Genomic DNA, 19,410 nt, shown 5'->3' on the forward strand with positions numbered 1-19,410 from the left:
GTTTCTTATTGAACAAAAAATGTGATAATACCTGTGGCCACCAACGTCAGTCCGGTAATAATGCCTGCATTGTGCTCCCATCGGTGCCAGTTTAGTTTTAGAAGTCCCTTGTAAACAATGCGGACCCAAAGGAGCATCCCACCTAAGGTGATAGCCGAATACATAATGGCTATAAAAGCCATCAAATACCATCCCTTTGTACCAGCCAAAAGAAAATAGGCTTCTATCTCCATACAAGGCGAAAGAAACATGGCTATGACCAATGCCGTGATGATGGAGCGTTTGGACTTTTTCTCCAGCTTTTCTTTTTCCACCGCAAAATGATGGTGGTGATAGTGCTGGCGAATGAAATAAAAGCCAAGCAGTACAAGGATGGACGGTGCGATGACGTGAGCAAAATGGTCAATGTGTGCTGTAAGTTCGCCACCAATTGCTCCCAGCAAGCCGCCAATGATAACCGTGCTGATGACATGTGACAAGCCAGCGATAAAAGTGATCCGGCTCGTCTCGCCCAACGTCCATCCTTCTTTTCTTCCAATCGCCAATACCGGTAACCAATGGTTGGGTATCAGCGCATGCAGCAGGCTAATGATTAAGCTTCCCGTAATGATGCTGACCATCTTAGGCTATTGTGCCCATCAGGGCTAACAGAGAGGACAGGAGCACCACGCATTTCCAGCAATTCAGTTTCATTTCAATGTTTTTAATACGCAAGATTTAATCAAAGGCATGGGCCAGGTTTTTCAAAATCCCATGCTCGTGAATTTAATTTCGCAGGGTTACTTCATTTGCTGCTGACCATGATGTTCGTGGCAAGCTTGTTCGCATCTTCTGCATGCCTCGGCACAGCGTTTACAATGGTCATGGTCGTGCATGCCGCACTCCTCGGCGCATTTGCGACAGGCTTCTTCACAAATGACCAGGAATTTGTGTGCCAATTCGCTGTCCCGCATGAGCAGCTTTGCACCAAGTAAACAGATTTCCGCACAATCCCTGTCCAGTTCAATACAATGCGCCATCGGTGTTACATTGTCTTCGTCGAGGCAGGCGGCAGCGCACATTTCACATGCTTTGGCACAATCCAAAAGAGTTTGAATGAGGGATTCGTGATTGTGGCCTGAATGGTGATGTCCGGGTTGTTGCTGTTCCATGTTGTTTGTTTTTATGGTTAAATCAATCGTCTTACTTTCTTCCTGTAGTTCACATAGGCTGCTCCATGCTGCTTTTGCAAAAAACCTTCTTCTAACCGCATGGTCACATGCAGTATAATGTAGGCGGCAAACAATACTGCGAGTGTTAGCGCATTTGGTAGTACCAAAAAAAATCCTGCCAAAGCCGCCAGCAAGCCTACATAAATCGGGTTCCGTGAAATACTGAATAAGCCTTTTGTGATCAATTGCGTCCTGTTTTCGAAGTCAATGCCAATGCGCCAAGATTGCCGCATTTGGTATTGTGCAATGATGATGAAGAGCAGGGATACATGCCCTAATAAAAGGCCTGTGATTTTCAAGCCATTTGTCTGCATGTAGGTAAACGGAACTAAATATTGATACGCCGTTCCCGAAAGTGAATACAGTAAAACCGACGTTAACAGGAGGAGGATAAACACTTTCATGGATGCTCCAATGTAGTCGTGGGCCTCATCGTGTTTGGTAGCAAAGCGAAAAGGATTGATGCCGGTTTGCCGGTACACTCTTACGCTCGGAACAACAAATACCAATAGGATAAACACAACAAAGAAAAGCGGCAGGTAAATTTTCAAAAATGCATCCATAAAATTTGCTTTTTCTATGACCAAAGCTATTTCAGCTCCTCGTGCAACTGAATTGCATTGTTTTCGCTGCATGTGTTGCAGATGCCTTTTGCAATCAAATTCAACTCTTTTAATATAAACGCTTCAGGAAGCAATACATCCGGAACTTTGTGTTTCGGCAGGCAGAACGTCTGTTTGCAGGAATAGCAATAAAAGTGCAGGTGCAAATCGTAGTGGGAACCTGCTTTGCAGGCTGCTGCACACAAGGCATACTTGGTTGTTTCCGTACCATCTTTTATCTCATGAACCAGCCCTTTTTCTTCAAAGGTTTTCAGCGTCCTGTACAGGGTAGTCCTGTCCGAGTAGGAGAAATCCCGTTCCAGATCCTGAAGACTTGTTGTGGTAGTTTGCTTTAGCAGATACTCCAACACCAATATCCTCATGGCTGTAGGACTAATTCCTTTTTCCACAAGCATTGCTTCCAATTCTTCGTTCATGGTTATACCGTTTGATTAATGTTCATGCCCACCCGTATTGGTCATTTTAGCTAATACAAAAAAGGCTCCCTTGGTAATGATGGCCGTCTTCGGCGGAAGGTTTTTCACCGGCGTGATTTCCGTATATCCTACATCCAATGCCCCTTTTACCACCTGCACCCGTTCAAAATTTGTCATTGCCTGTTCATCGTGTTCACGTCCGGCCTTTTCGTCCTTGTGCCCGCCTTCTTCTTCGTGGTGGTCTGCTGCTGCCTGGTCTGTTTTTATAAAAATGAAATCCTGTCCCTGGTTGCTTACAATGGCATTGGTTGGCACGGCAGGCAGTACACTGGTTCCAATGCTGACCAATGCGGTAATGTTCATGCCTTCAATTAGCCCCTCCTTGTCGCCAAATACCATTGCATGTATCGGGATAGTTTTGCTTTCGCTGGCAAAAGCAGTTCCGATCGAATAAATCTTTGCATCATATTCCTTACCCGGATTGTTGGTCAACGTGAAGTGAATAACCTGGTTTTTGTGCAGCTTCGGCAAATCCTTTTCGTACACAAACAAGTCAAGGTGCAGCAGCGAGTTGTTCACGATTTCAGCAATGGGGGTGCTTTGGTCAACCGGAGAACCGATCTGCGCCGACACCGTGCTAACCGTGCCGCTGATGGGTGCCGTTATGGTGATGGTGGTAACAATGTTCCCCTTGCTTACGCTTGCTGCCGATATGCCCATTGCACTCAACTGCTTTGACAGCGCATTTCGTGTAGCCCGCAGGGTAGCCAGTTCTGTTTGCAATCGCTGCACGTTCTTTAACGGTGCTGCATTACCCTCTACTAACTCCCGCTGCCGCCGCAACTCAATTTCGGCAAGATTGATTTGCGCATTGGTTGTTTGCAACTCCTGTTGCAGTTGGGCCACATCGGGATTGACGATGGACGCAATGGCTTGTCCCTTCCGTACATAATTACCTGGCTGAATGAGCAGGGTTTTCAACACTCCGCTGTTTACAGACGTTACTAGGGCTTTGTTTTGATTGGGGACCGTAAGCGTGCCGTTGGCCCGGATGGATGTTGTCAGGTTTTTCAATTCTATTGTACCCAACTCAATCCCTGCCGTTTTCATTTGCTCCTCGGTAAGTGATACAATGTTTCCTTCCGCCTCGCTATGCCCTTCTTCCGCATGTTCTTCGGTTGCCGGTTCTTTTGCCTGCTCGTTGGTGGCTTCTTTGCCACCGCAGGAGAGCAGGAGAACTATTGCAGTGAAAATGATGATAACTCGTTTCATTTCTTTTATCGATTTAGATAGTAATTGAGTTGAATGGCTGACTGGTTGTACTGGTTTAGCACGTCCAGATAGTTCCGTTGAATGTCTATGGCCTGGGTTAAAAATTGCGCCAGCTCGGCAAAGCTGATTTCCCCTGCCCGGTAAGAAAGGTCGGCGGCCTTTATGATGGCATCGGCCTGCGCTAATCCGGTTGTTTCATAAAACCGAAGCAATTCCTCATCCTTCCGGAACTGTTGCAAGGCCTGGTTGTACTGGCTATTGAGATTCGCTATTTCGTATTGGGTCAGCGATTGTTGATAGTCCTTTTCCAACTCGGCTGCACGAATGCGGCTCCGCACTGCTCCACGATTAAATAAGGGAATGTTGGCCGTTACCGAAAAGCCGGAAAACAGGTTGCGGCTGCTGGTTCCTCCGGCATTGGCCTTTGGTACCAGCATTGGATACAATCGCTGTGTAAAAAAGCGGCCATCGAACGAAGGCTTATAGGCTTGTTGCTGCACCTTCAATTCTGCCGCAGCTATGTTTACGTTTTGCGTTTGTACCTGGATGGCCGGATGATTGCGAAGGCTGTCGGCCTGCGGTTCTACGCCAATTTTTTGCAAGGGTTGTTGCGGCGGCAAAAAGCCGTTCGCTGTGTTTGTCAGTCTTCGCAGGATTTCCTGCTGTGCGGCAATATCTCTCCCCAACAAGTTGAGCTGCACACTCATTTCCCTTGACTTGGCAATCGCCGCAATGCTGTCCAGTCCTGCGCTTTCGCCGGTGCGTACTTTCAACCGTGCTGCATCTGCCAGCGATCGGTAGATACTATCCAGCCGTTGAAAAAGGGTTTGCCGGTTTTGCAAGTACCAAATGGTGAAGTAGGCTGACTGAACATCACGCCTGATTTCCAATACCCTCAACTGTCGGCTCAACTGTGTGGCTGTCAATTGTTGGTCCAGCAGGTTTCGACGGGCTTTGTAAACCGTGGGCCAATCTAGGCTTTGCAGCATTCCTATCTTCAAAATGCCCACTGGGTCGGCCTGGCTTAGATCTTCGTTCTCCACAAAAAAGCCTGTACGGGGCAATTCACTTGCTGACCCCACCAACGTGCGGCCTCGCTGTATTTGAATGTCTGACGCCTTTATTTGCAGGTTGCCGCGGATGGCGGTGTCATACACAGCATCCACCGATGTGCGTTGCGGAACCGCACCCATTGAACCCGGTTGGGAAAAAGCTGCCGGTGAAAAAAGCAACAGTACCAACACGGTGGCGGTTGTGACAATCGTTTTATTCGGTTTCATTTTTTGTTTGCTGAAAATGATATAGAGTAAAGGAATGACGAATAAGGTGAGGACGGTGGCTGTGACCAACCCGCCAATAACAACAGTAGCAAGCGGCTTTTGCACTTCAGCGCCTGCGCCTGTTGAAATAGCCATTGGCAGGAAGCCCAATGAGGCAACCGTAGCCGTCATCAGCACGGGCCGCAAGCGGATTTTGGTTCCTTCCATCACCCTGTCAATCACGTTATCCATTCCCTCTTGTGCCAGTTGGTTGAAGGTGCCGATCAACACAATGCCGTTGAGCACCGCCACACCAAACAAGGCAATAAAACCAACACCGGCCGAAATGCTGAACGGCATTCCACGCAAGAGCAAAGCAAAGACGCCGCCTATTGCCGCCATTGGGATGGCTGTGAAAATGAGCGTTGCCTGCTTCACCGAATGGAAAGTGAAATAGAGCAATGAAAAAATGAGTAACAGGGCAATGGGAACAGCAATCTTCAGTCGGGCAGAAGCCTGTTCCAAATTTTCAAAGGTGCCGCCGTAGGTGAGGTAATAACCCGTTGGAAGGATGGAAGCATTCGCCAACTTCTCCTGAATATCTTCCACCACTGATTGTACGTCACGATCCTGAACATTGAAGCCCACAACAACCCTGCGTTTGGCATCCTCGCGGCTGATTTGTGCCGGGCCTTCTTTAAAGGCTACGTTGGCTACCTGGCTTAGCGGAATTTGTGCACCGTTACTGGTTGGAACAAAAAGATTCGCTACGTCTTCAATGGAATTTCGGTAAACGCTGTCGAGCCTGACAACCAAGTCAAACTTGCGTTCGTTCTCAAACACTACCCCTGCCGACTGGCCGGCAAAGGCGGTACTCACTACCCGGTTCACATCTTCTATGTTCAGCCCATAGCTGGCAATGCGTCCCCGGTCGTAAGTGATGGTGATTTGCGGTAACCCGGCAGTACGCTCAATCTGCGGTTCGGTGGCACCATCCACGGAGCTAATCACTGCTGCGATGCGTGGTGCTAACGCAGCCAACGTATCTATGTTCTCGCCAAAAATCTTAATTGCCACGTCCTGCCTCACGCCGGTCATCAGCTCATTAAAGCGCATCTGAATGGGCTGGTTGACTTCAAAGAAAACACCGGGGATAGCTTCCAGCTTTTCTTCCATCAGCCGGGCCAGTTCGTTGTAATCATTGGTGGTTGTCCACTCGTCCTTATCTTTTAGCGTAATGATTAAATCCGATGCTTCGGGTGGCATGGGGTCGGTAGGCACTTCGGCACTGCCCGTTTTTGCTACCACGTCTTTCACCTCGGGAAAGGAACGTATGATGCGGGAAGCCTGCATGGATGTTTCTATACTTTGCGACAGTGATGAGCCTTGCGGCAGGATGCAGTGAAAAGCATAGTCGCCTTCCTGCAATTGCGGGATGAATTCGCCACCCATGCGGGAGAAGACGATAGCAGTTAATGCCATCAAGGCAACCGAAATACCTACGATCAGGTATTTCAACCGGATAGCTGCACGTAAAGCCGGTGTGTACAGCCGTTGAAAAAAATCCATCATTTTGTCGGAAAAGTTTCGCTTGTGACTAACCGTTTTTGGAAGAAAAAGCGCCGACATCATGGGGATATACGTAAGCGATAAAAGCAAAGCCCCCAGGATGGCAAAACCTACCGTTTGCGCCATGGGGCGGAACATTTTTCCTTCAATGCCCACAAGTGTAAGAATAGGTATGTAAACAATCAGGATAATGATTTCGCCAAAGGCGGCGCTGTTTCGGATTTTGGAAGCCGATTGAAATACTTCTTCATCCATTTCGGCCTGCGTAAGCTTTGTGTTTCCTTTGCGTAATCCCAAATGGTGCATGGTAGCTTCAACGATTATCACTGCGCCATCTACGATCAAGCCAAAGTCAATGGCGCCAAGGCTCATTAGGTTTGCCGAGACACCAAAGACGTTCATCATGCCCAAGGCAAAAAGCATTGCCAACGGAATGGCAGAAGCGACAATCAACCCAGCCCGCAAATTGCCCAGGAAAATAACCAGTACAAAAATCACGATCAGGGCACCTTCAATAAGATTTTTCTCCACTGTAGAAATAGCCCGGTTCACCAATGATGTTCTGTCCAGGAAGGGTTCAATTTCCACATCGGCAGGCAGGGATTTTTTGATGGTTTCCATCTTGTCCTTTACTCTTGAAACCACATCGGCACTGTTGCTGCCTTTCAGCATCATCACAATGCCACCAACCACTTCGTGCTCACCGTTGTGCGACATGGCCCCGTAACGAATGGCATTGCCAAACCGTACCGTTGCTACGTCACTAATCAGCACCGGGATACCGCTTGTATTTTTTACCACAATGCGGCCCACGTCTTCCAACGACGAAACCAAACCAATGCCCCGTATAAAATAAGCATTGGGCTTTCGGTCAATGTAGGCGCCGCCGGTATTCTCATTATTTTTTTGAAGGGCGGAGAAGATTTCGGCAATGCTGACGTCAAGTGCCTTTAATCGGTTAGGGTCAAGGGCTACCTCGTATTGCTTCAACATACCGCCGAAGGAGTTGACCTCTGCCACACCGGGGGTACCGTAAAGCTGCCTGGCCACAATCCAGTCCTGCATGGTACGCAAGTCCATTGGCGTGTAGTTGTCCTCGCTGCCTTTTTTGGGATGTATCATGTACTGATACACTTCGCCCAAACCCGTACTTACTGGCGCTAATTCCGGTGTGCCCATGCCTTCAGGAATTTGTTCTTCGGCTTCTTTCAGCCGTTCGTTGATGAGTTGGCGGGCAAAATAAATGTCCACCTTATCGGCAAACACTACTGTTATAACCGACAGTCCGAAGCGGGAAATCGACCGCATTTCAATGAGGTCGGGAACGTTGGCAAGCGATTGTTCAATGGGGTAGGTAACAAACTGCTCAACCTCCTGGCTTGCCAGTGTAGGGGCAGTGGTGATGATCTGTACCTGGTTGTTGGTAATATCTGGTACGGCATCAATGGGGAGTTTGGTGGCGCTCCATACTCCCCAAATAGCAAGGAGCAAGGACATGAGGCCAATGATCAGCTTATTTTTTATACTGAACCGTATAATTCTATCTAGCATTCGATAACCTTTCTAGTGCGTGAACAAATAGGTACACTTCAGCCATAAAGGGCCAAAGGCACGATTACGAAAATGAAAAGGTTACACTAATTGAGGGGGCTGCCAGATGGGAAGGACAATGCTGTGAAGCCTATCCGGGAGATAAGAAGATTGAGAGCTTTGAATGGGTAGGGTGATAGTTATAGCTGCAGCAAGCCTGGTAATTACCGAGAAACTTGCACAGCAAGCACAAATGCAAAAAGGGGAACACGCATCCTCATGGCTTCCATCGCCGGGCTCCGGTATGGATTGGGTAAGTTCATAGCTGGCTTTTCCGCTGGCAACCTTAGCAACGTCGCCACAAGGAAGCATACTGAATGCCAGTACCAAAAACGCCATGATATAGCCCAAAACAATGTTCACCGGGTGCAAATGTAAATCTTAAATATTGGAAAACGCCATCATAAAATGAAACATCGTTGCAGGGGGTAATTTGTGTTTTGTTAAAGGTGTTTATAAAGACAACCGCTCTGGCAAGTGAAGGCTGCCAGGCTGGTGAGGTCGGCATCGTAAAGCATTGTTATATTCAAGTTGGCTGCTGAGATCTTGCATTTGAACGATGTTGGGCGGTATGGACAGTTCTGCCTCGACCATGTTTTTCTCCAGCGACGCTAAACCTTCTTTTACAAATTCCGGATCAAAAACGGGCATACAGCGGCTGCAAACTATGTTTTTGATGTAGAGATGCCTTGGGCAACGGTAAGCTTTGTGTGCGATGGATGCCAGGCGGTAAAAAGAGAAACAAACGCAATAAGGAAACTACCTATACGCAGCAAAACATTTCTCTTTAAGCCTTATTTTCACCCTTTTATAAACGACCAAAACAATGGCGAAAGAAAGGGAAAGAGAAGAGCTGCACCGGACCATCTGGCAGATAGCAAACGACCTGCGGGGAAGCGTGGATGGCTGGGATTTTAAATCTTACGTTTTAGGCATGCTGTTCTACCGGTTTATTTCCGAAAACCTAACGGCGTACATCAACCGGGAAGAAGCCCGTACCGGCAACAAACACTTTAATTACGCAAACATCACCGATGCCGAAGCCGAATTTGGCCGGGCCGATACGGTAAAAGAAAAAGGCTTTTATATCCTGCCTTCGGAGCTTTTTGTAAACGTTCGCAAAAAGGCTAAAGGCGATGAAAACCTGAACGAAACACTTAGCCGTGTATTTAAGCACATTGAAGCCTCGGCAAAAGGCACCGATAGCGAAGATGACCTGAAAGGTTTGTTTGATGACATTGACGTAAACAGTAACAAACTGGGCGGCACCGTACAGCGGCGAAACGACCAGCTACGGAAAATCCTGGATGCGATTGGCGGCCTGAAGCTGGGCGACTACCAGGAAAACACCATTGATACCTTTGGCGATGCCTACGAGTTCCTCATGACCATGTACGCCAGCAATGCCGGCAAATCGGGTGGCGAGTTCTTTACGCCGCAGGAAGTATCGGAACTGTTGGCAGAAATTACTGTAGTGGGCAAAAAGCAGGTGAATAAAGTGTACGACCCTGCCTGCGGTTCGGGTTCCCTGCTCCTGAAGTTTGCCAAGGTGCTGGGCAAGGAAAATGTGCGGCAGGGCTTTTACGGACAGGAGGTGAACATTACCACCTACAACCTTTGCCGCATCAACATGTTTCTCCACGACATCAACTACGAGAAATTTGACATTGCCCACGGCGATACCTTGCTTGACCCCAAACACTGGGACGATGAACCCTTTGATGCCATTGTTTCCAATCCGCCTTACTCCATCAAATGGGAAGGCGACGCCAACCCGCTTCTTATTAACGACCCCCGTTTTTCTCCGGCGGGTGTGCTGGCACCCAAGAGCAAGGCCGACCTGGCTTTTACCCTACACATGCTGCACTGGCTTTCCACATCGGGTACGGCGGCCATTGTTGAATTCCCGGGTGTGTTGTACCGGGGCGGTGCGGAGCAAAAAATTCGCAAATACCTTATTGACAACAATTACATAGATGCCGTTATACAATTGCCGCCCGACCTGTTCTTTGGAACCACCATTGCCACCTGCATTGTTGTATTGAAAAAGAGCAAGAAGGACAATGCGACGCTGTTTATTGATGCCTCTGCCGAATATGTGCGGGTTGGCAACAAGAATAAGTTGACAGAAAACTATCGCAAAAAAATACTGAACGCCTACATTGAACGGAAAGATTCTGACCATTTTGCCAAGCTGGTTTTGAACAAAGACATTGCCGATAACGATTATAACATTGCAGTTAGCAGTTATGTAGAAGGAGCAAACAATTCGGAAGCGGTGGACATACAAAAGCTGAATGCCCATATTGCCGAAATTGTTATCAAGCAGAACAAGCTGCGTACGGCCATTGATGAAATTGTTGCGGATTTGGAAGGAGGCAGTTTATGAGTAAGATTGATGAATTGATTGAACAGCTTTGTCCAGATGGTGTTGAGTTTACGGACTTAGATAAGCTTTTAGAATATGAGCAACCTAGAAAATACATTGTTTCAACCGTAGATTACGATGACAACCACAAAACCCCAGTGTTAACAGCAGGACAATCATTTATCCTTGGATATACTGATGAGCAAAGCGGAATTTATGAAGCAAGTAAAGAAAAGCCAGTTATTATTTTTGATGACTTCACGACTTCATTTCATTGGGTAGATTTCGATTTCAAAGTGAAGTCATCAGCCATGAAGATGCTGTTACCTAAGAATGATGCAAACATAAACTTTCGATTTATTTACTACGCAATGAAGTGTATAAGTTATAAACCTCAAGACCATGCACGACAGTGGATTTCCTTTTACTCTAAATTTCAAGTACCCATTCCGCCGCTCGAAATACAAAATGAAATTGCCAACATATTGGATAAGTTTAAGTTATTGGAAGCGGAGCTGGAAGCGGAGCTGGAAGCTCGTAAAATTCAATACGAGCACTATAGAAATGCTTTGTTAAGTTTTGAAGCAAAAAATGTGGAATGGAAAACGCTTGGCGAAATCGGCGAATTCACCAGAGGAAAGCGTTTTGTCAAAACCGATATTTTATCTGAAGGCGTGCCTTGCATTCACTACGGTGAAATGTACACCCACTATAAAATTTGGGCAAAAAACGCAAAGTCTTTTTTAGACCCGGCTTTAGCAGCAAAACTTAGAGTAGCAAAGCCTGGCGATGTTGTTATTGTTGCAGCCGGAGAAACAATCGAGGACATTGGGCAAGGTCTGGCATGGCTTGGCGAAACCGATGTTGTAATACACGATGCCTGCTTTGCGTTTTCACATGACATGCACCCCAACTATGTATCTCATTTCCTGCAAACAGACCTTTTTCATTCGCAAATCAAAAGGCACATTTCTTCCGGTAAAATATCATCCATCAATGCTTCCGGTTTGAGCAAAGCAAAAATTCCGGTTCCACCGATAGAAGAACAAAGGCGCATTGCCTCAATCCTTGACAAATTCCATCTGCTGATAAATGATATATCTGTAGGCATACCCGCAGAAATTGAAGCCCGCCGGAAGCAGTATGAATATTACAGAAACAAGTTGCTGACATTTAAAAATGCGGCCAATGGATAAATACAAAATCGTAGCCGAAAACCCGGAGAGCACCGTTGTTGCCGAATACAGCTCGCCTTACAAAAGGGAAACGGCCTACCAAACAGAAGATACCTTGGAAAAGGCATTCATTCAGCAGCTACAAACACAGGCTTACGAATACCTGCCCATCGTTAGCGAAGCAGCACTCATCACCAACCTTCGCCAGCAATTGCAACGGTTAAACGATTACACCTTTAGCGATAACGAATGGAACCATTTCTTTCGGAGCAAAATTGCAAATCAAAACAGCGGCATTGAAGAAAAAACAACCCTGATACAGGAAGACCATGTGCAGCTCTTGACCCGTGACGACGGAACGGTAAAGAACATTTACCTGCTGGACAAAGCCAATATCCACAACAATCATTTACAGGTTATCAATCAATACGAAGTAGCAGACGGGCAGCGGCCCAACCGGTATGATGTAACCATCCTGGTTAACGGCCTGCCCCTGGTGCATGTGGAACTAAAACGGCGTGGCGTTGACATTAAAGAGGCCTTCAACCAAATCAACCGCTACAACCGGGAAAGTTTCTGGAGCGGTTCCGGCTTGTTTGAATACGTGCAGCTCTTTGTTATCTCCAACGGAACCTATACCAAGTATTACAGCAACACTACCAGGTCTTCACATATCAAAGAGCAAAGCCAGAATGGCGTAAAGAAGAACAAACAACGGACCAGCAACAGTTACGAGTTTACCTCCTGGTGGGCCGATGCAGCCAACCGTCCCATAACCGATTTGATGGATTTTGCCCGTACATTTTTTGCCAAACACAGCTTATTGAATATTCTTACCCGGTATTGTGTGTTTACAACCGATAAGCTGTTGTTGGCCATGCGTCCTTACCAGATTGTTGCCACCGAACGCATTTTGAGTAAAATGGCTGTGGCCAACAACTACAAAACCTATGGAACAATTGACGGCGGCGGTTATATATGGCACACCACCGGAAGCGGCAAAACCCTCACTTCGTTTAAAACCGCCCAATTAGCCAGCAAATTGCCCTTCGTTGAAAAAGTATTGTTCGTGGTAGACCGAAAAGACCTGGACTACCAAACCATGAAGGAGTACGACAAGTTTGAAAAAGGCGCTGCCAACAGCAATACCAATACTTCCATCCTGAAGAAACAACTTTCCGACCCAAAGGCAAGCATCATCATCACCACCATTCAGAAGCTTTCCATTCTTATCAAGAAGGAAAGGGCTCACGCTGCCTTCAGCCAGCCTATCGTCATCATTTTCGATGAATGCCACCGCTCCCAATTTGGCGACATGCACACAGCCATTACCAAGGCGTTTAAGAAATACTTCCTTTTTGGCTTTACCGGCACACCCATTTTTGCCAAAAATGCCAGTAGCAGCAACCGGCCCGACTTAAAAACCACCGAACAAGCCTTTGGCAAAAAGCTGCATACCTACACCATTGTTGACGCTATCAACGATAAAAACGTGCTGCCGTTTCGTATTGATTACATACGAACGATGAAAGAGCAGGAGAACATCAAAGACCAAAAAGTCTGGGACATTGACAGGGAAAGGGCATTGGCCGCCCCGGAACGCATCAACAACATTGTCACCTACATCCTAGGCCATTTTGAACAGAAGACAAAGCGTAATAGCAAATCTTACAGTTTCACTTCGTTGAAGAATGTTTACGAAGTAGCTTCGGCAGGAGACCGTAATAAAGTAGAAGAAGTAAAGCAAAAAATCCGGCTGAGTGGCTTCAATTCCATTTTTGCCGTCAGTTCCATTGACTTTGCAAAAACCTACTACAACGAGTTCAAGAAGCAGCAGGCAACACTGCCAGAAATCTCACGTCTTAAAATCGCCACCATTTTCAGCTTTGGCGTAAACGATGACGAGGATAATGGCGTAATAGACGATGAAAATTCAGAAAGCACAGAACAACTAAGCGCAACTGACAGAGATTTTTTAGATGCAGCGATAGCGGATTATAACGTGATGTTCAAGACGAACTACGACACGTCCGCCGACAAGTTTCAGAACTATTACAAAGATGTTTCGCTCCGCATGAAGAACCGGGAGATTGATTTGCTTATTGTTGTCAATATGTTTTTGACCGGTTTTGATGCGACTACCTTAAATACGCTGTGGGTTGACAAAAACTTACGGCTGCATGGTTTGTTGCAGGCATATTCCCGGACCAACCGGATTTTAAACTCGGTTAAGACTTTCGGCAACATCGTTTGCTTTCGCAATCTGGAAAAGGCCACGAACGAAAGTATAGCGCTGTTCGGTGATAAAGAAGCTGGTGGCATTGTGTTACTGAAAACCTTTGATGAATATTATAACGGCTATAAGGACGGTGCTAAAACAATTACCGGTTACGTTACCCTGGTGAATGAGCTGACAAGCAAGTTTCCAGTAGGCGAATCCATTATTGGAGAAAAGGCACAGAAAGAGTTCATCCGTTTGTACGGTTCTATTTTAAGAGCAAAGAATATCCTCACCACGTTCGATGAATTTACCGGCAGGGAAATACTGAGCGAACGGGATGTGCAGGATTATCACAGCATGTACATTAACCTCTATCACGAATTTCGCAGCAGGTCTGGCGGTGATGCCGAAAATGTGAACGATGACATCGTATTTGAGATGGAGTTGATCAAGCAGGTAGAGATTAACATTGATTACATCCTGGAACTAATTAAGAAATATCATGAAGGGAACTTAAAGGACAAAGAAATCATCATTAGCATCAATAAAGCCATTGATTCGAGTATTGAGTTGCGGAACAAGAAAGACTTGATCCAGAAATTCATTGATTCGCTAACGCCAGGTAAAAATGTGGACGACAATTGGCAAACCTTTGTTGACGAGAAGAAGAAAGAAGAATTAGGCCAGATTATCAGAGAAGAAAATTTGGATGCCGATGAAACACATAAGTTCATTACGAATGCTTTTAGGGACGGCTATGTGCAAACTACCGGCACAAGCTTAGCCAAGATTCTACCGCCCGTTTCCCGGTTTACACCTACAGGAGAACGAACGCAAAAGCGGGAAACCGTGATAGAGAAGTTAAAAGCGTTTTTCAACAGGTTTTGGGATATTTCAAGGCCTGAGTAAATGTGAATGGGCTGCCGACTGTTGGATATTTCAGCCTTTAAATGGAAAAGTAAATAGCCTAATGGGATTGAAGCTGGGCATAAAAGTTGGAGCACATTTTTGAGCGGATGATAGGGTCCGTGAAAGTTGATTAGAAAAAGGATTGGTTAAGCTCATCAGTACAAAATAGGAAGCCTATCAATAGGAGGTGCCGAATACAACTTTATAAGGCCTTTTACCGCTGTGTAAATGTTCTGCTATGATTAAGGCTGATTACAGTGATAAAGAACATGTAGTTGACATCCTTGCCAAATCTTTCGACGGCAACAAGAGCGTCAATTACATTGTAAAGCAAGACGGCAAACGAAAGCAGCGGCTGCGAAGCCTTATGGCATACTCTTTTGACGTTTGCCATGCCTTTGGAGATGTGTTTCTCTCAGAGGATAAGAAGGGTTGTGCTTTAGTCCTTTTACCGGATAAGAAAGAAACGACACTGAAATCATTGTGGTGGGACGTTAAGCTCATCACCAGCTGCATCGGACTTTTCAACATCAAAAAAGCGATGGACAGGGAAGCGAAGATTAAGAAGCTGCAGCCCAAAGACAAAATGTATTACCTCTGGTTTATCGGTGTAGGCCCGGAAGATCAAAACAAAGGCACTGGAACTGACTTGCTGCAACAGGTTATTAAAAAGGGTGAATTATTGAACAGGCCTGTTTGCCTCGAAACGTCTACAATGAAAAACATTCCTTGGTACGAGAAGTTTGGCTTTAAAATTTACAATGAACTGGATTTAGGGTACCGCTTATATTTTTTAAAAAGGGAGTAAATAGTGAGGAGGGGTCGTCATGCTGCTGCCGGGAACCCAGATGCATATCGTCACGTTCATCTTCGTGTGTATAGAATTAGTCATCTTTTTCTACCTGGTTATTTACAGGCTGGCCCGGCCGGATGATAAAACAACCTTTTTGAACATCATCCTCATTTTTCTGCTACTTTGCTACAACATTACCGGCGGCTTGTTGCCTGACCCGAACCTGCCCGGTTCCTTTTTTGTGCAAATGGCCATTGCGTATGCTACCGGGTTTATTGTGCCTTGCTATTTTCCTTTTTACGTGTACAAGGCGTTTGGGCTGGAAAAGATGAAATTTCATGCATTCAAGGGCGTCTTTTTGTTTTTGCTGTTGCCATACATTCTCTTTGTGCTCACCTTTGCCGTAACAAATGATCTCAACAAGGCCAAAGACCTGCTGGTGCTGCCAGTAGCCTATGCGCTTTGGGTTATTTATACACTTGGCAAAGCCATACGGCATAAGTACCACAATACATTTCATAGTTACGACTCCAGGGAAGAAATTACTGTCCTGTTGTTTAGTTTAACACCTTGGGTGGGCCTGCCCATTATTGACTTCTTAAACCTTGGTCAGGCAGTAGAAGCTTCTGTAACAAATACCGGCTTTTTATTGCTGCTCGGTCTGCACGTGAAACGACATATCAGGCAACTGCGTGAAGAACACCAAAAGCTTATCGACTCCGAGCAGCGATTAATGAATTGGAATACCAGCCTGCAGAAAGAAGTGGCGAAACGAACAAAGGAGTTGGAACGAATAAACGAGCAAAAAACAACTACATTCGTCAACCTCGCCCACGAAACGAAAACACCACTTACTCTAATAAACAATTACCTGGAAGAGTATATCAGCAAGAATGGAACCTCCGATGAGATGAACATCATCAAACGGAACATGGACAAGCTTTCGCACGACATCATTAATTTTTTTGATCTGGAACGGTTCAACAAAGGCATGGTGGTGTACAACCATGATTTGGTATCGAACTTCAGCGAGATACTGAAAGATGCTTTGATACTGTTTAGGGAGTTTGGGAAAAAAAGGAAGATTGAAATCCATGGTAAGGTTGAAGATGACGTTTACCTGAAGGCAGACCCGGTTGCTATCATTCGTGTTGTCAACAATCTTATCGAAAATGCCATCAAGTTTTCTAATGACGATTGTATAATCGAAGTTGTGCTTCAAACCCAAGATGATCAAGTCTTCTTTTCCGTAAAAGATTGTGGCATCGGCATTCCGCCGGAAATGCATAAAAAGGTTTTCGAACCCTACTACCAGATTGCGAACCTGAAGCGAAACACGCAAGGCATGGGACTTGGCCTTCCCATTGTTAAAAAGGTGGTGGATGACTTAAATGGAGAAGTTAAGCTGGAGAGTGACCCGAAGATGGGACCCGGTACCACCATCACCGTTGCTTTGAAGAAGCATGTTCTGGCTATAGGCGAAGAAGTTTTAGCTATCAACCAATCGAAGAAACCGTTGGCCCCAATGCCTGATGTCGGTATAAAAGAGAATGTTTATGACGCGACCAAACCGGCTATCCTGGTAGTGGAAGACAATACTGCTATGGTTAATTACCTGATTAAAAAATTGAGTGAGTGCTACAATGTATTTGCGGCGTTGAACGGCAACGATGCTTTGAAAAAGATAAAAACCCTGCCGGTGCTGCCGGACCTCATCATTTCTGATGTGATGATGGACAAAGTGGACGGATACACGTTCGTCAGAATTCTTTCTAACGACCCATCTTACAGCCACATTCCGTTTATTTTCCTTTCTGCCAAATCTACCCGTGATGACAAACTACAGGGGCTGAGGCTGGGTGCCATTGATTTTATCCAGAAACCGTTTTCGTTCCAGGAGTTGGCTGGAAAGATCAGCTCTATATTGGCCCACGCCGGCAAGCAAAAACGTGCTGTGCTAAGCTCTGCATTAAATGCGTTGGCCGGACCCGATAATACCCGCCTTCGATCAACTACAGATGACTTTGAGAAAAATTGCAAACTTTATCATCTTACCACGCGGGAAAAAGATATTGCTAAGCTCATCTGTGAAGGCTATAAGTACAAGGAAATTGGCGATACGTTATTTATCTCCGAGAGGACGGTAACCAAACACGTACAGAACATTTTTGAAAAAGTCGACGTGTCAAACAAAATAGAGCTCATCAATAGATTAGAAGGTTAGTATAAAATCAGTTCCGCCGTATTTACTAAACACGCTTGCATTCTCCATATTGCGCCAGCATCACGGCTTTTGTGCTAAAGAAATAGTCATTTCTACGTAGGAAATTAGTATGAAAAGCGTAGTTGCTCAACCGTTTAAACTTTCATCTTTGTTTCCAAAGGCTTTCTAATGTTTTAAGCCTCAGCCCTTTTGTAGGGCTGTGGCCGATATGGGTTCTTTTTAGAGAAGTAACCGATGCTATTCCCCTAAACAAGGAATTCCAAATAATCGATGATGAACCTGAGGCATGGAATTGAGGTATGATGTGGAAAATCCAACCAGAATTGAACTAAATGCATAAGACAATAGCTGGTTCATGGTCAACATACGTTGAAAAACACCTGTGCTATGCCAGTTATCTTAAATAAATGGGATGAGCTTATTTCCAATACACTGAACCCAACCAATATCAATCTTATTCCTTTGACCGATGAGGTGATACGTGGCTTTATTTATCAATCGGAAGCAGAAAGGGAAAAGGTTCGAGGCCTCCTAATGGAGGGCATGATCAACCGCCCCAAAATACGGGACAAACAGCAATATGTTCAGGTTAACCAAGCACTGCTCATCCGGCTGTTGGACCGGGTGTATTCCTATAAGCAGGTTGAAGGTTTGGATGAGAAAATCATTCACCTGTACAATACCATTAGTGCACATTTGGAAGCCACCTTGAACTTTATAGAGGACTTTTTCAGCAACTATTTCGACCGAAACGAGAAGGCGCCAGCCTCGTATTTCTTAACCTCTATTGATGAGCTTTGCCGAAAGTTGGAGTTGCTGAAGGTGGCCTTGGAGGGCAGCACGACCATTGACCCTCAATTAGGTACTATCCTGACCGGCAACTTTGAACGCTTTTGTTTCGGTAAGAGAACCGGTGCAACTTACAATGAACTTTACTACCAACGGAGTTTGATGAATGAATTGCTGACGGAAGATACATTGTCGGCGGAAACATCAGTGAGACAGGTTCTGTTCTCTCTAAACTTTAATGATGACAGCTACATAGCCTATTTGATCGAAAAACTTACTGCTCTTACGGAGCAACTTGACACCAGGCGGGAAAAAGTTGCGGCGTTGCGCTTTGAACAAAAAAACATCAATCAATCAAGAACAAAGCTCAATACCATCCTGAATAGCAACATGCCGTCGATCAAGGAACAGGTGAACCAGTGGATTGACGAAGAGATAAAGTTTTTGGAAGCGGACACAACCCCTGAGACAACTCCTAAAACCGAAACGGAACAGGAAGATAAAATTCAGACGGCCTTATCAGTCGCAAAGCTTGCGTTGCTGCTCCGGCTTATGATTATTGATAAAATGATTGTGAACAGGGTGGTAGCACAAGTGTTGCGGATAACGGTAAAAACAGTAACGACTTTACAAAAGGAAAATATTGCCTTCGGCAGCTTGGAAACAAAGTATCACAATCCGGATAGAGGAACCATCAGCGCTGTGAAAGACATGTTGTTCCGGTGGATTAACATTCTCAATAAACTATGAATTGGTTGTTTTAAGGAGTTGCAAGCCGTTCAGGGAAATAAGGAAATTTCTCAGTTCCTGGTAATGATGTTGTGTAAAGTCTTCATGCATGAGCAACACATTGACTGGCCAGTTTAAAACATCTTGCAATGTTCTGAAATCATGACGGTGGGCCATCTCCTTGAAACTATCGGATAGGTTCAGCTCTGGGATTGGCTTTTGCAAAATAGAAGGGTCCATGTGTGCGCTAAAGTTATCAAAG

At 45.6% G+C, this 19,410-nt stretch carries 14 protein-coding genes; 6 read left to right on the top strand and 8 right to left on the bottom strand.

The annotated features are described in order from the left end of the window. Positions 1 to 5 precede the first annotated feature (5 nt). The 7 genes from DRJ53_RS18735 to DRJ53_RS21905 form a co-directional block, all read right to left on the bottom strand. Entirely contained in the window at positions 6 to 620 is a 615-nt protein-coding gene (locus DRJ53_RS18735; RefSeq protein ID WP_114237196.1) for a hypothetical protein, read from the bottom strand. A 159-nt stretch (positions 621 to 779) separates the two neighbouring features. Continuing rightward, the gene (locus DRJ53_RS18740) at positions 780 to 1,151 is read right to left on the bottom strand and encodes a four-helix bundle copper-binding protein (protein WP_114237197.1); all 372 of its coding nucleotides are present in this window, start codon (positions 1,149 to 1,151) and stop codon (positions 780 to 782) included. 17 nt (positions 1,152 to 1,168) lie between these two features. Next, entirely contained in the window at positions 1,169 to 1,846 is a 678-nt protein-coding gene (locus DRJ53_RS18745) for a methyltransferase family protein (protein ID WP_114237198.1), read from the bottom strand. Then, positions 1,801 to 2,250, bottom strand: coding sequence for a Fur family transcriptional regulator (locus DRJ53_RS18750; RefSeq protein ID WP_114237199.1), 450 nt, complete (start codon positions 2,248 to 2,250; stop codon positions 1,801 to 1,803). The genes DRJ53_RS18745 and DRJ53_RS18750 overlap by 46 nt, the downstream gene beginning before the upstream one ends. 15 nt (positions 2,251 to 2,265) lie before the next feature. Further along, complete coding sequence (locus DRJ53_RS18755; protein WP_175580766.1) at positions 2,266 to 3,522, bottom strand: efflux RND transporter periplasmic adaptor subunit; 1,257 nt, start codon at positions 3,520 to 3,522, stop codon at positions 2,266 to 2,268. A gap of 5 nt (positions 3,523 to 3,527) precedes the next feature. Next, the gene (locus tag DRJ53_RS18760) at positions 3,528 to 7,847 is read right to left on the bottom strand and encodes a CusA/CzcA family heavy metal efflux RND transporter (RefSeq protein ID WP_241558623.1); all 4,320 of its coding nucleotides are present in this window, start codon (positions 7,845 to 7,847) and stop codon (positions 3,528 to 3,530) included. A gap of 135 nt (positions 7,848 to 7,982) precedes the next feature. Continuing rightward, positions 7,983 to 8,303, bottom strand: coding sequence for a DUF6660 family protein (locus DRJ53_RS21905; protein ID WP_421911853.1), 321 nt, complete (start codon positions 8,301 to 8,303; stop codon positions 7,983 to 7,985). A gap of 463 nt (positions 8,304 to 8,766) precedes the next feature. Here DRJ53_RS21905 and DRJ53_RS18765 point away from each other — a divergent pair, with 463 nt between their 5' ends. From DRJ53_RS18765 to DRJ53_RS18790, 6 genes are all read left to right on the top strand, one after another. Further along, positions 8,767 to 10,329, top strand: coding sequence for a type I restriction-modification system subunit M (locus tag DRJ53_RS18765; RefSeq protein ID WP_114237202.1), 1,563 nt, complete (start codon positions 8,767 to 8,769; stop codon positions 10,327 to 10,329). Then, positions 10,326 to 11,504 carry a restriction endonuclease subunit S gene (locus DRJ53_RS18770; RefSeq protein ID WP_114237203.1) on the top strand — a complete coding sequence of 393 codons (1,179 nt, stop codon included), beginning with the start codon at positions 10,326 to 10,328 and terminating at the stop codon, positions 11,502 to 11,504. Before DRJ53_RS18765 ends, DRJ53_RS18770 begins: the two co-directional genes overlap by 4 nt. Next, a complete protein-coding gene (locus tag DRJ53_RS18775; RefSeq protein ID WP_114237204.1) occupies positions 11,497 to 14,613 on the top strand; it encodes a type I restriction endonuclease subunit R in 3,117 nt (1,038 codons plus the stop codon). Before DRJ53_RS18770 ends, DRJ53_RS18775 begins: the two co-directional genes overlap by 8 nt. Before the next feature lie 238 nt (positions 14,614 to 14,851). Beyond that, positions 14,852 to 15,421, top strand: coding sequence for a GNAT family N-acetyltransferase (locus tag DRJ53_RS18780; RefSeq protein WP_114237205.1), 570 nt, complete (start codon positions 14,852 to 14,854; stop codon positions 15,419 to 15,421). Between the two features lie 139 nt (positions 15,422 to 15,560). After that, a complete protein-coding gene (locus DRJ53_RS18785) occupies positions 15,561 to 17,630 on the top strand; it encodes an ATP-binding response regulator (RefSeq protein WP_162303928.1) in 2,070 nt (689 codons plus the stop codon). A 387-nt stretch (positions 17,631 to 18,017) separates the two neighbouring features. Next, the gene (locus tag DRJ53_RS18790; RefSeq protein ID WP_114237207.1) at positions 18,018 to 19,169 is read left to right on the top strand and encodes a hypothetical protein; all 1,152 of its coding nucleotides are present in this window, start codon (positions 18,018 to 18,020) and stop codon (positions 19,167 to 19,169) included. On the opposite strand, the gene DRJ53_RS18795 is transcribed toward DRJ53_RS18790, so the two are convergent. Then, complete coding sequence (locus DRJ53_RS18795; RefSeq protein ID WP_114237208.1) at positions 19,164 to 19,388, bottom strand: hypothetical protein; 225 nt, start codon at positions 19,386 to 19,388, stop codon at positions 19,164 to 19,166. The two genes, DRJ53_RS18790 and DRJ53_RS18795, sit on opposite strands and share 6 nt — an antisense overlap. Positions 19,389 to 19,410: the final 22 nt, after the last annotated feature.

The sequence above is a fragment of the Paracnuella aquatica genome, assembly GCF_003332885.2.
GTDB classification, from domain to species: Bacteria; Bacteroidota; Bacteroidia; order Chitinophagales; family Chitinophagaceae; genus Flavisolibacter; species Flavisolibacter aquaticus.